This is a genomic window from Pseudomonas putida (assembly GCF_001941965.1).
GTDB classification, from domain to species: domain Bacteria; phylum Pseudomonadota; class Gammaproteobacteria; order Pseudomonadales; family Pseudomonadaceae; genus Aquipseudomonas; species Aquipseudomonas putida_L.
This window is the reverse complement of sequence record NZ_MKZO01000022.1, coordinates 55,456-70,096: the sequence shown is the minus strand read 5'-3', so window position 1 is coordinate 70,096 and position 14,641 is coordinate 55,456. Positions and strand designations below refer to the sequence as shown.

At 61.6% G+C, this 14,641-nt stretch carries 13 protein-coding genes; 10 read left to right on the top strand and 3 right to left on the bottom strand.

All coding sequences use genetic code 11. From position 1 onward, the window contains the following. Nucleotides 1–33 precede the first annotated feature (33 nt). Nucleotides 34–558 (bottom strand): outer membrane protein assembly factor BamE, encoded by a 525-nt coding sequence (locus tag PSEMO_RS13355; RefSeq protein WP_075803544.1) that lies wholly within the window; start codon nucleotides 556–558, stop codon nucleotides 34–36. A gap of 97 nt (nucleotides 559–655) precedes the next feature. Here PSEMO_RS13355 and fur point away from each other — a divergent pair, with 97 nt between their 5' ends. After that, nucleotides 656–1,060 carry a ferric iron uptake transcriptional regulator gene (gene fur, locus PSEMO_RS13350; protein ID WP_042125706.1) on the top strand — a complete coding sequence of 135 codons (405 nt, stop codon included), beginning with the start codon at nucleotides 656–658 and terminating at the stop codon, nucleotides 1,058–1,060. Between the two features lie 151 nt (nucleotides 1,061–1,211). On the opposite strand, the gene recN is transcribed toward fur, so the two are convergent. Then, nucleotides 1,212–2,885: a DNA repair protein RecN gene (gene recN, locus PSEMO_RS13345; protein ID WP_075803543.1), complete on the bottom strand. Its 1,674-nt coding sequence runs from the start codon at nucleotides 2,883–2,885 to the stop codon at nucleotides 1,212–1,214. Between the two features lie 230 nt (nucleotides 2,886–3,115). Between recN and grpE the strand changes: the two genes are divergently transcribed. The 8 genes from grpE (at nucleotide 3,116) to PSEMO_RS13305 (ending at nucleotide 13,468) form a co-directional block, all read left to right on the top strand. Beyond that, nucleotides 3,116–3,682 carry a nucleotide exchange factor GrpE gene (grpE, locus tag PSEMO_RS13340; protein ID WP_075803542.1) on the top strand — a complete coding sequence of 189 codons (567 nt, stop codon included), beginning with the start codon at nucleotides 3,116–3,118 and terminating at the stop codon, nucleotides 3,680–3,682. A 102-nt stretch (nucleotides 3,683–3,784) separates the two neighbouring features. Further along, the gene (gene dnaK, locus PSEMO_RS13335) at nucleotides 3,785–5,704 is read left to right on the top strand and encodes a molecular chaperone DnaK (protein ID WP_075803541.1); all 1,920 of its coding nucleotides are present in this window, start codon (nucleotides 3,785–3,787) and stop codon (nucleotides 5,702–5,704) included. A 192-nt stretch (nucleotides 5,705–5,896) separates the two neighbouring features. Further along, nucleotides 5,897–7,021, top strand: a complete 1,125-nt coding sequence (gene dnaJ / locus PSEMO_RS13330; RefSeq protein ID WP_075803540.1) for a molecular chaperone DnaJ — start codon at nucleotides 5,897–5,899, stop codon at nucleotides 7,019–7,021. A gap of 14 nt (nucleotides 7,022–7,035) precedes the next feature. Further along, nucleotides 7,036–7,839, top strand: a complete 804-nt coding sequence (gene dapB, locus PSEMO_RS13325; RefSeq protein WP_075803539.1) for a 4-hydroxy-tetrahydrodipicolinate reductase — start codon at nucleotides 7,036–7,038, stop codon at nucleotides 7,837–7,839. Between the two features lie 270 nt (nucleotides 7,840–8,109). Further along, nucleotides 8,110–9,246, top strand: coding sequence for a glutamine-hydrolyzing carbamoyl-phosphate synthase small subunit (gene carA, locus PSEMO_RS13320; protein WP_075803538.1), 1,137 nt, complete (start codon nucleotides 8,110–8,112; stop codon nucleotides 9,244–9,246). Nucleotides 9,247–9,352: 106 nt separating this feature from the next. Next, nucleotides 9,353–12,574: a carbamoyl-phosphate synthase large subunit gene (gene carB, locus PSEMO_RS13315; protein ID WP_075803537.1), complete on the top strand. Its 3,222-nt coding sequence runs from the start codon at nucleotides 9,353–9,355 to the stop codon at nucleotides 12,572–12,574. Next, nucleotides 12,571–13,053 (top strand): transcription elongation factor GreA, encoded by a 483-nt coding sequence (gene greA / locus PSEMO_RS13310; protein ID WP_075803536.1) that lies wholly within the window; start codon nucleotides 12,571–12,573, stop codon nucleotides 13,051–13,053. The genes carB and greA overlap by 4 nt, the downstream gene beginning before the upstream one ends. Further along, nucleotides 13,031–13,468: an MFS transporter gene (locus tag PSEMO_RS13305; RefSeq protein WP_075803535.1), complete on the top strand. Its 438-nt coding sequence runs from the start codon at nucleotides 13,031–13,033 to the stop codon at nucleotides 13,466–13,468. Before greA ends, PSEMO_RS13305 begins: the two co-directional genes overlap by 23 nt. Before the next feature lie 25 nt (nucleotides 13,469–13,493). Here PSEMO_RS13305 and yhbY read toward each other — a convergent pair whose 3' ends face one another. Further along, complete coding sequence (yhbY, locus tag PSEMO_RS13300; protein ID WP_075803534.1) at nucleotides 13,494–13,802, bottom strand: ribosome assembly RNA-binding protein YhbY; 309 nt, start codon at nucleotides 13,800–13,802, stop codon at nucleotides 13,494–13,496. A gap of 103 nt (nucleotides 13,803–13,905) precedes the next feature. On the opposite strand from yhbY, the gene rlmE reads away from it, so the two are divergent. Then, nucleotides 13,906–14,532, top strand: coding sequence for a 23S rRNA (uridine(2552)-2'-O)-methyltransferase RlmE (gene rlmE, locus PSEMO_RS13295; RefSeq protein WP_075803533.1), 627 nt, complete (start codon nucleotides 13,906–13,908; stop codon nucleotides 14,530–14,532). Nucleotides 14,533–14,641: the final 109 nt, after the last annotated feature.

The window sequence follows — 14,641 nt, the reverse complement described above, 5'->3', positions numbered from 1 at the left end:
ACTGCTGTTCGGGCTTTTTTGTGCGCGCCGTGATTACTCGGTTTGCAGGGGCGGCGGAGCCGGGACCGGCATGACTTCGATGGTATCGACGTCGCGCTGGATCTTCTCTTCCAGCGAGCCCGGGCGTGCAGGCTTCTCTGCTTTCGCCGGCTGGGCCTGTTGCTCGCCTGGCTGGCTGACCGTGGTGCTGCTTTCGTTACCAAGGATTTCCTGGTCACGGCTCACGCCAGGCATGAAGTCGCCGGACAGGCTGGCCAGTTGGTCATTTTCATTGAAGAAAATGCTGATGCGCTCCTGTTGGCGCTCACCGCCGCCAGGCTGCAGGCTGTACAGGTAATCCCAGCGATTGGTGTGGAAGGTATCCTGGATCAGCGGGTTGCCCATGATAAACCGTACTTGGCGACGGGTCATTCCAGGGCGCAATTGGTCTATCATGTCCTGCGTTACGACATTGCCCTGCTGGATGTCGATTTTGTAAACCCCGGGGAACGAGCAACCGGCGAGTGCGAGCAGTCCCACGAGGGTGAGGCTGGTTAGCAAGAGCTTGGTGTTTTGCATCGGTGGGCGACTTCCACTATCTTGGCTGGACAACGTAAACCCCGATCATACCCGTATTCAGAGAAGCTGCGAAGCAGCATCGGCGAGAAAGCTGACCATGGTTGAAAATAGCGAACTGCGCAAAGCCGGTCTCAAGGTGACCCTGCCTCGAGTCAAGATCCTACAGATGCTCGACTCCACCGAGCAGCGCCACATGAGCGCTGAAGATGTCTACAAGGCATTGATGGAAGCTGGAGAAGATGTCGGCCTGGCCACGGTCTACCGTGTCCTGACCCAGTTCGAGGCTGCCGGCCTGGTCGTGCGTCACAACTTCGACGGCGGCCACGCGGTATTCGAGCTGGCCGACGGCGGCCACCACGACCATATGGTCAACGTGGATTCCGGTGAGGTGATCGAGTTCTTCGATCCTGAAATCGAGAAACGCCAGAAGGAAATCGTTGCCCAGCACGGTTACGAGCTGGTCGACCACAATCTGGTGCTGTACGTACGCAAGAAGAAGTAACTACTTCGGTAGAAACAAAGAAGGCGACCTTGGGGTCGCCTTCTTTGTTTGGGCTGCAAGCTTCAAGCTGCAAGTCATAAGAAAAGAGCGCCGAGAACGCGAACTGCTTTCTCTTGCCGCTTGAGGCTTAAAGCTTGCCGCTTTCCCGTGATCAGCCCTTGCTGGTGACCACCATCTTCTTCGCGTGGGCCAGGGATTCCTTGGTCAGGTCGATGCCGCCCAGCATCCGCGCCACTTCCTCGACCCGCTCGCGTTTGCCCAGGCTGGCGACGGCGGTGTGGGTGGCATCGCTGTCGCGCACCTTGTGTACGAACAGGTGGTGATGACCTTGCGCCGCCACCTGCGGCAGGTGGGTCACGGTCAGTACCTGACCGCGTTCGCCCAGGCGCCGCAGCAACTGGCCGACGATTTCCGCAGTCGGGCCGCCGATGCCCACGTCCACTTCGTCGAAGACCAGGGTCGGAATCCGCGAGGTCTGCGCGGTGATCACCTGGATCGCCAGGCTGATCCGTGACAGCTCGCCGCCCGAGGCGACTTTCGCCAGCCCCTTGAGCGGTTGTCCCGGGTTGGCGCTGACCAGCAGTTCCACCTGTTCCAGTCCGTGGGGGTGTAGGTCTTCGCCATTGCCGGGCCGCAGCTCGATGCGGAAGCGCCCGCCCGGCATGCCCAGGCGCTGGATTTCCTGCTCCACTGCGGCCGACAGCTGGGTCGAGGCGCGCTGGCGCAGGCTGCTGAGTTCGCCGGCCTTCTCGTGATAGTGGCGGGCGTAGGCTTTCAGTTCTTCTTCCAGGCGCTCGATCGACTCATCGTTGGCGTTCAGGCTTTCCAGTTCCTCGCCCAGGCGCTGCTGCAGGTCGAGCAGGCCGGCGGGGTGGATGCGGTGCTTGCGCGCCAGGGTATAGAGGGTGTCGAGGCGCTCCTCGAGCTGTTGCAGGCGCATCGGGTCGGCATCGAAGTTGTCGAGGAAGCGGTTGAGTTCGCCGACCGCCTCTTCCACCTGGATCTGTGCGCTGGCGATCAGGTTGACCGCCTCGCCCAGTGCGCGCGGCGCATTCTGCACGGCGGTCAGGCGATTGACACTGACGGTCAGGGCGCTGAGCACGTTGCCCGAGTCGCTTTCGCTGCAATGGTCGATGACCTGGCGGCAGATGCCGAACAGGGCTTCGGCATTGGTCAGGTTCTTGTGTTCCTGTTCCAGTTGTTCCAGTTCGTTCTCGCCGAGGCCGAGGTTGTCCAGTTCCTCCAGCTGGTAGCTGAGCAACTGGTGGCGGGCACGCTGTTCATCGCCGGAATTGCGCAGGCGTTCCAGCTCGGTGTGGGTCTGCCGCCAGCGCTGCGCGGCCAGCTGGACCTGGCGGGCCAGGTCGGTGGCGCCGGCGTATTCGTCGAGCAGGCGGCGGTGGGTGTCGGTCTTCAGCAGCGACTGGTGCTCGTGCTGGCTATGGATGTCGATCAGCAGCTCGCCCAGCGCCTTGAGGTCGCCGAGGGGGCAGGGCGTGCCGTTGATATAGCCTCGGCTGCGGCCCTCGGCGGTGATCACCCGGCGCAGGATGCACGGGCCGTCGCTGTCCAGGTCGCGCTCCGCCAGCCAGGTGCGGGCCTCGGGGATGTCCACCAGGTCGAAGGTGGCGAGGATGTCGGCCTTGTCCGCGCCGGGGCGCACCACGCCGCTGTCGGCGCGATCGCCCAGGGTCAGGCCCAGGGCGTCGAGCATGATCGACTTGCCGGCCCCGGTTTCGCCGGTGATGACGCTCATGCCGCGGGCGAGTTCAAGGTCGAGGTGTTCGACGATGGCGTAGTTGTGGATGGACAGGTGCACCAGCATGCGGGCGACTCCCAGAATCAAAAGGTCTGGTTATTTATACAGTGTTTTTGAAAATGCTGGCAATGCCCCGCCTTAGTCCGATTCGCTCGCCCGGGGCGGTTTTTGATCGCGGACAGTTATGTGCGCCGCACATTGATGTTCAATCACCCTTGAAGCTGCTTTTTGCGACCCCATATAGGCCGGCAGATGCGCGAGTCGAGCTCGCCGACGACATTGAGAGGAGAGATTTCATGGCTGATGAGCAGAAGCTGGACGAACTGAATCCGAACGCAGACAAAGCCGCCGAAGCGGGTTCCGAGGATCTGGTTGCCCGCGTGCAACTGCTCGAAGAGCAGGTTGCCGCCGCCCAGGACCAGGCCCTGCGCACCGCTGCCGACCTGCAGAACGTACGCCGCCGCGCCGAGCAGGATGTGGAAAAGGCGCACAAATTCGCCCTGGAGAAGTTCGCGGGCGATCTTCTTCCGATCCTCGACAGCCTGGAGCGCGGCCTGGAGCTGTCCAATCCGGATGACGAAAACATCCGTCCGATGCGCGAAGGCATCGAGCTGACCCTGAAGATGTTCGAGGACACCCTCAAGCGCTACAACCTCGAAGCCATCGATCCGCACGGCGAACCCTTCAACGCCGAACAGCACCAGGCGATGGCCATGCAGGAAAGCGCCGACGTCGAGCCGAACAGCGTGCTCAAGGTGTTCCAGAAGGGCTATCAGCTCAACGGACGCCTGCTGCGCCCGGCCATGGTCGTGGTCAGCAAGGCCCCGGCACCGGTTTCGCCTTCCATCGACGAGAAGGCTTGAAATTAGCCGGATGGCCCCCATCTAGGTGTCAAGCGTTTAAGTGCTACCGCAGTAGGCAACCACCGCTGCGGCAACCAAATCCAAAGTTTCGGGAGAGTTAACATGGGCAAAATCATCGGTATCGACCTGGGGACCACCAACTCCTGCGTCTCCATTCTGGAAAACGGCAACGTCAAGGTGATCGAGAACGCCGAAGGCGCTCGCACCACGCCGTCGATCATCGCTTACGCCAACGACGGCGAAATCCTGGTTGGCCAGTCGGCCAAGCGCCAGGCCGTCACCAACCCGCACAACACCCTGTACGCGGTAAAACGTCTGATCGGCCGTCGCTTCGAAGAAGAAGTGGTGCAGAAAGACATCCAGATGGTTCCGTACAAGATCGTCAAGGCTGACAACAACGACGCCTGGGTCGAAGTCAACGGCCAGAAAATGGCTCCGCCGCAAATCAGCGCCGAAGTCCTGAAGAAGATGAAGAAAACCGCCGAAGACTACCTCGGCGAGGCAGTGACCGAAGCGGTCATCACCGTCCCAGCGTACTTCAATGACAGCCAGCGCCAGGCTACCAAGGACGCCGGTCGTATCGCCGGTCTGGACGTCAAGCGCATCATCAACGAACCGACCGCGGCCGCACTGGCCTACGGCATGGACAAGGCCAAGGGCGACCACACCGTCATCGTGTATGACCTGGGTGGCGGTACCTTCGACGTGTCCGTGATCGAGATCGCCGAAGTCGATGGCGAGCACCAGTTCGAAGTACTGGCAACCAACGGTGACACCTTCCTCGGTGGTGAAGACTTCGACATTCGTCTGATCGACTACCTCGTCGACGAATTCAAGAAAGAAACCGGCATGAACCTGAAGGGCGACCCTCTGGCCATGCAGCGTCTGAAAGAAGCCGCTGAAAAAGCCAAGATCGAGCTGTCCTCCAGCCAGCAGACCGACGTCAACCTGCCGTACATCACTGCCGATGCGACCGGTCCGAAGCACCTGAACGTGAAGATTTCCCGCGCCAAGCTGGAGTCGCTGGTCGAAGACCTGGTTCAGCGCACCATCGAGCCTTGCCGCATCGCCCTGAAAGACGCCGGTATCGACGTCAGCAAGATCGACGACGTGATCCTGGTCGGTGGCCAGACCCGTATGCCGCTGGTGCAGAAGACCGTCAGCGAGTTCTTCGGCAAGGAAGCGCGCAAGGACGTCAACCCTGACGAAGCTGTTGCCATGGGTGCTGCCATTCAGGGCGCCGTTCTGGCCGGTGACGTCAAGGACGTCCTGCTGCTCGACGTCAGCCCGCTGACCCTGGGTATCGAAACCATGGGCGGCGTGATGACCGCGCTGATCGAGAAGAACACCACCATCCCGACCAAGAAGTCGCAGGTGTTCTCGACTGCCGACGACAACCAGAGCGCCGTGACCATTCACGTGCTGCAGGGCGAGCGCAAGCAAGCCGGTCAGAACAAGTCCCTGGGCAAGTTCGACCTGGCCGAGATTCCGCCAGCACCACGTGGCGTTCCACAGATCGAAGTGACCTTCGACATCGACGCCAACGGCATCCTGCACGTCGGCGCGAAGGACAAGGCTACCGGCAAGCAGCAGTCCATCGTGATCAAGGCCAACTCCGGTCTGTCCGAGGAAGAAATCCAGCAGATGGTGCGTGACGCTGAAGTCAACGCCGAGGAAGACCGCAAGTTCGAAGAGCTGGCCGCTGCCCGCAACCAGGGTGACGCGCTGGTCCACTCGACTCGCAAGATGGTCGCCGACGCCGGTGACAAGGTAACCGCCGAAGAGAAGACCGCGATCGAAGCTGCCGTGGTTGCCCTGGAAGCCGCTGTCAAAGGCGACGACAAGGCTGCCATCGACGCCAAGGTCGAGGAGCTGTCGAAAGTCTCCGCGCCGGTTGCCCAGAAGATATACGCCGAACAGGCCGAGAAGCCGGAAGCTGGTGCCCAGGCCCAGCAGGCTGACGACGCCAAGCACGACGACGTCGTCGATGCCGAGTTCGAAGAAGTCAAAGACAACAAGTAATTGCTGTTCGTTGTCGGCCGGTTGACTGATGTTTGACGTTGACTGGTAGGATGTCGCCGCGCGGGGGCTTGCTCCCGCGTTGGCGTGTCTGGAATACCCGAATTTTTTCCAGCACTGGTCTTGATGCCGGTGCTGACGGCACAGCGCTGATGCGCAGAGGTTTGCCGAACGTCCTCAAGAGTGCAAAGAACCATGGCAAAGCGTGACTATTACGAGGTTCTGGGAGTCGAGCGGGGCGCGAGCGAGGCCGATCTGAAGAAGGCCTACCGTCGCCTGGCGATGAAGCACCACCCGGACCGTAATCCCGACAGCAAAGAGTCGGAAGAACTGTTCAAGGAGGCCAACGAGGCCTACGAAGTCCTTTCCGATGCCAGCAAGCGCACGGCGTACGACCAGTACGGCCATGCCGGCGTCGACCCGAGCATGGGTGGCGGCGGTGCCGGTTTCGGTGGCGCCAACTTCTCCGACATCTTTGGCGATGTCTTCAGTGATTTCTTCGGTGGTGGTCGTGGCGGCTCCCGCGGCGGCGCCCAGCGCGGCAGTGACCTGCGCTACACCCTGGAACTGAACCTGGAAGAGGCGGTGCGCGGTACCACGGTCAACATCCGTGTGCCGACGCTGGTCAACTGCAAGCCGTGCGACGGCTCGGGCGCGAAGAAGGGCTCGTCGCCTGCGACCTGCCCGACCTGTGGCGGTATCGGCCAGGTGCGCATGCAGCAGGGCTTCTTCTCGGTGCAGCAGACCTGTCCGCGCTGCCATGGCCAGGGCAAGATCATCACCGACCCGTGCGATTCCTGCCACGGCGAAGGCCGCGTCGAAGAGTACAAGACCCTGTCGGTGAAAGTGCCGGCTGGAGTCGACACCGGCGACCGCATCCGCCTCTCCGGCGAAGGCGAAGCTGGCACCCAGGGTGGCCCGACCGGCGACCTGTACGTGGTGATCAACGTTCGCGAACACCCGATCTTCCAGCGTGACGGCAAGCACCTGTACTGCGAAGTACCGATCAGCTACACCGATGCCGCCCTGGGTGGCGAGCTGGAAGTGCCGACCCTCGATGGTCGGGTCAAGCTGAAGATTCCGGAAGGCACCCAGACCGGCAAGCAGTTCCGTCTGCGCGGCAAGGGTGTTGCCCCTGTACGTGGCGGCGGTGCTGGCGACTTGATGTGCCGCGTGGCGGTCGAGACCCCGGTCAACCTGAGCCGTCGCCAGCGTGAGCTGCTCGAAGAGCTGCGTGCTTCCCTGGAAGGCGACAGCTCCCATTCGCCCAAGGCCAGTGGCTGGTTCGAAGGTGTAAAACGCTTCTTCGGCGATCTGTAAGGAAGGAATGACGCATGCGACGTATTGCGGTAATGGGCGCGGCAGGGCGCATGGGCAAGACCCTGGTCGAAGCGATCCAGCAAGCCCCGGGCGCAGGCCTGACGGCAGCGGTGGATCGTCCGGACAGCACGCTGGTCGGCGCCGACGCCGGTGAGCTGGCGGCGCTGGGCCGGATCGGCGTACCGATCTCGGACGACCTGGCCAAGGTGGTGGAAGAGTTCGACGTGCTGATCGACTTCACCCATCCTTCGGTGACCCTGAAGAACCTGGCGTTCTGCCGCAAGGCAGGCAAGGCCATGGTCATCGGTACCACCGGTTTCAGTGCCGAGGAAAAACAGCTGCTGGTCGAGGCGGGCAAGGAGATTCCGATCGTCTTCGCCGCCAACTTCAGCGTTGGCGTCAACCTTTGCCTGAAGCTGCTCGATACGGCCGCCCGCGTGCTGGCTGACGAAGTGGACATCGAGATCATCGAGGCTCACCACCGTCACAAGGTCGATGCGCCGTCCGGTACTGCGCTGCGCATGGGTGAAGTGGTTGCTCAGGCCCTGGGTCGTGATCTGAAGGAAGTGGCGGTGTATGGTCGCGAAGGCCAGACCGGCGCCCGCGATCGCCAGACCATCGGTTTCGCCACCGTGCGTGCCGGCGATGTGGTTGGTGATCACACCGTGCTGTTCGCTGCCGAAGGCGAGCGCGTCGAGATCACCCACAAGGCCTCGAGCCGCATGACCTTCGCCAAGGGCGCGGTGCGTGCCGCCATGTGGCTGGACGGCCGCGAGGCTGGCCTGTACGACATGCAGGACGTGCTCGAGCTGCACTGATCCGCCATTCGCTTTACCCGGGAGCGGGTCGGCCTTTCAGGGTCGATCCGCTGTCGCGGCCCTCTCCGATGCGTCCTGTCGCATTCCTGCGTCTTTCAGACACATCAGTGGTAGACCAAAAAAGCGTTTTTCTGTAAGCTACAGCTTTAGTGTGTCCACTAAAAGCGCGCAGATAATTCGACGAAGAAAGCGGGGTGACGTGTCTATACGTCATTCCGCTTTTTTGCAACCTGCGATCGCCCCTTCAGGCTTGATTTACGGGAGGTCTTCTTGACTAAGCCAGCCATACTCGCCCTTGCCGATGGCAGCATTTTTCGCGGTGAAGCCATTGGAGCCGACGGTCAGACCGTTGGTGAGGTGGTGTTCAACACCGCAATGACCGGCTATCAGGAAATCCTGACTGACCCATCGTACTCGCAACAGATCGTTACCCTGACTTACCCGCACATCGGCAACACCGGCACCACCGCCGAGGACGCCGAGTCCGACCGCGTCTGGTCGGCCGGCCTGGTCATCCGCGACCTGCCGCTGATTGCCAGCAACTGGCGTAACACCCTGTCCCTGAGCGACTACCTCAAGGCCAACAATGTCGTGGCGATCGCCGGTATCGATACCCGCCGCCTGACCCGCATCCTGCGTGAGAAGGGTGCTCAGAACGGCTGCATCCTGGCCGGCGACAACATCAGCGAAGAAGCCGCCATCGCCGCTGCCCGTGGTTTCCCGGGTCTGAAGGGCATGGACCTGGCCAAGGTGGTCAGCACCAAGACCGCCTACGAGTGGCGCTCCAGTGTCTGGGAGCTGAAAACCGACAGCCACCCGACCATCGAAGCTGCCGACCTGCCATACCACGTGGTTGCCTACGACTACGGCGTCAAGCTGAACATCCTGCGCATGCTGGTCGCCCGCGGCTGCCGCCTGACCGTGGTGCCAGCACAGACCCCGGCCAGCGAAGTGCTCGCCCTCAATCCTGATGGCGTGTTCCTGTCCAACGGCCCTGGCGATCCGGAGCCTTGCGACTACGCCATCCAGGCGATCAAGGAGATCCTCGAAACCGAGATCCCGGTCTTCGGTATCTGCCTCGGTCACCAGTTGCTGGCCCTGGCTTCCGGCGCCAAGACCGTGAAAATGGGTCATGGTCACCACGGTGCCAACCACCCGGTCCAGGACCTGGACACCGGCGTGGTGATGATCACCAGCCAGAACCACGGTTTCGCGGTCGATGAGGCCACGCTGCCAAACAACGTCCGCGCCATCCACAAGTCGCTGTTCGACGGTACCCTGCAGGGTATCGAGCGTACCGACAAGAGCGCGTTCAGCTTCCAGGGCCACCCTGAAGCCAGCCCTGGCCCGACCGACGTCGCGCCACTGTTCGATCGTTTCATCGATGCCATGGCCAAGCGCCGCTAAGCATCCCTGCGAGAAGGCCCTGGACCGGTCGCGACCAGTCCAGCAGCGCCTGACCAAGATTGTTCAAGACGGCTTGCCGACTGACCTGCGGATTTGAGTGACAACCATGCCAAAACGTACAGACATTAAAAGCATCCTGATTCTCGGCGCTGGCCCGATCGTGATCGGCCAGGCCTGCGAATTCGACTATTCCGGCGCCCAGGCTTGCAAGGCCCTGCGCGAGGAAGGTTTCCGCGTCATCCTGGTGAACACCAACCCGGCCACCATCATGACCGACCCGGCCATGGCCGACGCCACCTACATCGAGCCGATCAAGTGGCAGTCCGTGGCCAAGATCATCGAGAAGGAGCGCCCGGACGCCCTGCTGCCGACCATGGGTGGCCAGACCGCACTGAACTGCGCCCTGGACCTGGAGCGCGAAGGCGTCCTGGAAAAATTCGGCGTGGAAATGATCGGCGCCAACGCCGACACCATCGACAAGGCCGAAGACCGCTCGCGCTTCGACAAGGCGATGAAAGCCATCGGCCTGGAGTGCCCGCGCTCCGGTATCGCCCACAGCATGGACGAGGCCAATGCGGTCCTCGAGAAGCTGGGCTTCCCGTGCATCATCCGTCCGTCCTTCACCATGGGCGGCACCGGTGGCGGTATCGCCTACAACCGTGAAGAGTTCGAAGAAATCTGCGCCCGTGGTCTGGACCTGTCGCCGACCAAGGAACTGCTGATCGACGAATCCCTGATCGGCTGGAAAGAGTACGAGATGGAGGTGGTCCGCGACAAAAAGGACAACTGCATCATCGTCTGCTCCATCGAGAACTTCGACCCGATGGGCGTGCACACCGGTGACTCGATCACCGTTGCTCCGGCGCAGACCCTGACCGACAAGGAATACCAGATCATGCGCAACGCCTCGCTGGCGGTGCTGCGTGAAATCGGTGTCGAGACCGGCGGTTCCAACGTGCAGTTCGGTATCTGCCCGGACACCGGCCGCATGGTCGTGATCGAGATGAACCCGCGGGTATCCCGTTCGTCCGCCCTGGCGTCGAAAGCCACCGGCTTCCCGATCGCCAAGATCGCCGCCAAGCTGGCGGTCGGCTACACCCTCGACGAGCTGCAGAACGACATCACCGGCGGTCGCACCCCGGCGTCCTTCGAGCCGTCGATCGACTACGTCGTTACCAAGCTGCCACGCTTCGCCTTCGAGAAATTCCCGAAAGCCGACGCCCGTCTGACCACCCAGATGAAATCCGTGGGTGAAGTCATGGCCATCGGCCGTACCTTCCAGGAATCCCTGCAGAAAGCCCTGCGCGGCCTGGAAGTCGGCGTTTGCGGCCTCGACCCGAAAGTCGACCTGGCCAACCCGGAAACCCCGAGCATCCTCAAGCGCGAGCTGACCGTGCCGGGCGCCGAGCGTATCTGGTACGTGGCTGACGCCTTCCGTGCCGGCATGACCCGCGACGAAATCTTCGCCCTGACCAGCATCGACCATTGGTTCCTGATTCAGATCGAAGACCTGATCAAGGAAGAAGAGAAGGTCAAGACCCTGGGCCTGGCCGCCATCGACAAGCAACTGATGCTGAACCTGAAGCGCAAGGGCTTCTCCGACCAGCGTCTGGCCAAGCTGCTGGGCATCACCGACAAGAACCTGCGTCGTCACCGCCACAAGCTGGAAGTGTTCCCGGTGTACAAGCGCGTCGACACCTGCGCCGCCGAGTTCGCCACCGACACCGCCTACCTGTACTCGACCTACGAGGAAGAGTGCGAGGCTAACCCGTCGACTCGCGACAAGATCATGATCCTGGGTGGCGGTCCTAACCGTATCGGCCAGGGTATCGAGTTCGACTACTGTTGCGTACACGCCGCACTGGCCCTGCGTGAAGACGGTTACGAGACCATCATGGTCAACTGCAACCCGGAAACCGTCTCCACCGACTACGACACCTCCGACCGCCTGTACTTCGAGCCGCTGACCCTGGAAGACGTGCTGGAAGTGGTACGCGTCGAGAAGCCGAAGGGCGTCATCGTCCACTACGGCGGCCAGACCCCGCTGAAACTGGCCCGCGCCCTGGAAGAAGCCGGCGTACCGATCATCGGTACCAGCCCTGACGCCATCGACCGCGCCGAAGACCGCGAGCGCTTCCAGCAGATGGTCCAGCGCCTGAACCTGCTGCAGCCGCCAAACGCCACCGTGCGCAGCGAAGACGAAGCCATTCGTGCTGCCGGCAGCATCGGCTACCCGCTGGTGGTTCGTCCGTCCTACGTACTGGGCGGCCGCGCCATGGAAATCGTCTACGAGCTGGACGAGCTGAAGCGCTACCTGCGCGAAGCGGTCCAGGTCTCCAACGACAGTCCGGTGCTGCTCGACCACTTCCTCAACTGCGCCATCGAGATGGACGTGGATGCGGTCTGCGACGGCACCGACGTGGTGATCGGCGCGATCATGCAGCACATCGAGCAGGCCGGTGTTCACTCCGGTGACTCCGCGTGCTCCCTGCCACCGTACTCGCTGCCTGCCCACGTGCAGGACGAAGTCCGCGAGCAGGTCAAGAAGATGGCCCTGGAACTGGGCGTCGTCGGCCTGATGAACGTGCAGCTGGCCCTGCAGGGCGACAAGATCTACGTGATCGAAGTCAACCCGCGCGCTTCGCGTACCGTACCGTTCGTATCGAAGTGCATCGGCACCTCGCTGGCGATGATCGCGGCCCGTGTCATGGCCGGCAAGACCCTGAAAGAGCTGGGCTTCACCAAGGAAATCATTCCTAACTTCTACAGCGTCAAGGAAGCGGTGTTCCCGTTCGCCAAGTTCCCGGGGGTTGACCCGATCCTCGGCCCTGAGATGAAATCCACCGGCGAAGTCATGGGTGTGGGCGACAGCTTCGGTGAAGCCTTCGCCAAGGCCCAGATGGGTGCCAGCGAAGTGCTGCCGACCGGCGGTACCGCGTTCATCAGCGTGCGTGACGACGACAAGCCACAAGTGGCTGGCGTTGCCCGCGACCTGATCGCCCTGGGCTTCGAAGTGGTCGCAACGGCCGGTACCGCCAAGATCATCGAAGCGGCTGGCCTGAAAGTGCGTCGCGTGAACAAGGTGACCGAAGGTCGTCCGCACGTGGTCGACATGATCAAGAACGACGAAGTGTCGCTGATCATCAACACCACCGAAGGTCGCCAGTCGATCGCCGATTCCTACTCGATTCGCCGCAATGCGTTGCAGCACAAGATCTACTGCACCACCACCATTGCGGCCGGTGAAGCTATCTGCGAAGCGCTGAAGTTCGGTCCTGAAAAAACCGTTCGCCGCTTGCAGGATCTGCATGCAGGACTCAAAGCATGAGCATTACCAAGTACCCGATGACCGTCCAGGGCGCTCGCGCCCTGGAAGACGAGCTGACCTTCCTCAGCAAGACCGAGCGCCCGCGCCTGAGCCAGGCGATCGGTGAAGCGCGGGAGCTGGGCGACCTCAAGGAAAATGCCGAATACCACGCCGCTCGTGAAGAGCAGGGCATGGTCGAGGCGCGGATCCGCGATATCGAAGGCCGTCTGCAGAACTCGGTGGTGATCGACGTCACCACCATCGCCCACACCGGCAAGGTGATCTTCGGTACCACCGTGGATCTGGAAAACACCGAAACCGGCGATCAGGTGACCTACCAGATCGTTGGCGAGGACGAGGCCGACATCAAGAAGGGCAAGCTCTCTGCGAGCGCGCCCATCGCCCGTGCCATCATCGGCAAGGAAGAAGGTGATGCGGTCGTGGTGAAAACCCCGAGCGGCACGGTCGAGTACGAGATTGTCGAAGTCAAGCACATCTGACGACAGCCTTGGCGGGCTACCCGTCGAGGCCATCCTCTGGCAACTGGCCCAGGTGTTCTGGGTCGGTGGCTTGTGGGTGTTTCATGTCGGGCTGGTGCCGGCATTGAAAGTCAGCAGTCTGGCGCCCCTGCTGGTGCAGGATATTTCCGTGCAGATCGACCGCTGGTTGATCGGCGTGGCGGCGCTTGGGTTGTTGACCCAGATGGCGGTGCTGCTGCGCCTGAGGGGTGTGGCGGCATTCGGAAAGCTGTTCAGCGGCAAGTTGCTGCTGGTCGGTTTCACCGCGTGCATTGGTTACTACACATTGCGTTACGGCGTTTCCGCTGGGGAGCGCTGGCAGGTGTTCTGCTTTGTCGTGCTGGGTTTCAGCGGTATTGCGCTGGTGGCCCAGCCCGTTCCGACCAGGGCGCGTTGAAACGCGCCACTGGCTGGAGCCACCGTCACTTGTAACGGTGGATATTGGACAGCTGCTTGTTCGGCTGCGGGTTGCGGCGGTACAGCAGGACCATCTTGCCGATGATCTGTACCTGCTCGGCACGGCCGACCTTGGCCAGCTCGTCCATGACGGCGCGACGTTCTTCCCGGTCTTCGAGCTTGACCTGCACCTTGATCAGTTCATGATCTACAAGGGCACGTTCCAGTTCGCCGAGGACACCTTCGGTCAAGCCATTGCCTGCCACGATCAGGACCGGTTTCAGGTCGTGACCAATGGATTTGTACTGTTTCTTCTGCTCGTTATTGAGCGGCATAATCTGACCCTTTCGTCTGGATTCTGTAAAAATGGCGGCCATTTTACCCGAGGGCCCGTGGCTCCGCCCAGTTAATCACGACGCTTAATCATCGAGGTGCCCAGTGGCGCAGCGTTCCAAGAGCAGCCATAACTGGCTGAGAGAGCATTTCAACGATCCTTTCGTCAAACAGGCGCAGAAGGATGGCTATCGCTCGCGCGCGAGCTACAAACTGCTGGAGATCCAGGAAAAGGACCGCTTGATCCGTCCGGGCATGAGCGTGATCGACCTCGGCGCGGCGCCAGGTGGCTGGTCCCAGGTCACCAGTCGGTTGATCGGCGGGCAAGGCCGGCTGATCGCCTCCGACATCCTGGAAATGGACAGCATTCCCGACGTCACCTTCATTCAGGGTGACTTCACCCGCGACGACGTGCTCGCGCAGATTCTCGAGGCCGTAGGTAATTCGCAAGTGGACCTTGTGATTTCCGATATGGCCCCCAATATGAGTGGTACGCCTGCCGTCGATATGCCACGGGCGATGTTCCTGTGTGAGTTGGCCCTTGATCTAGCCAGCCGGGTCCTACGCCCGGGTGGGGATTTTCTGATCAAGATCTTCCAGGGTGAAGGTTTCGACGTTTATCTGAAGGACGTTCGTCAGAAATTCGAGAAGGTCCAGATGCGCAAGCCGTCGTCTTCACGTGACCGTTCACGCGAGCAGTATCTGTTGGCGAGAGGGTATCGCGGCGAATAAGGCGTCAGCGCGGCAGCTTTCGGGCCTTCCGATAGGTTTTTCCAATCGGTGGGCCTGCCTGATGTGGATGAATATCGTGTAGTCTGAATTCACAAAGGGTTACAGACGG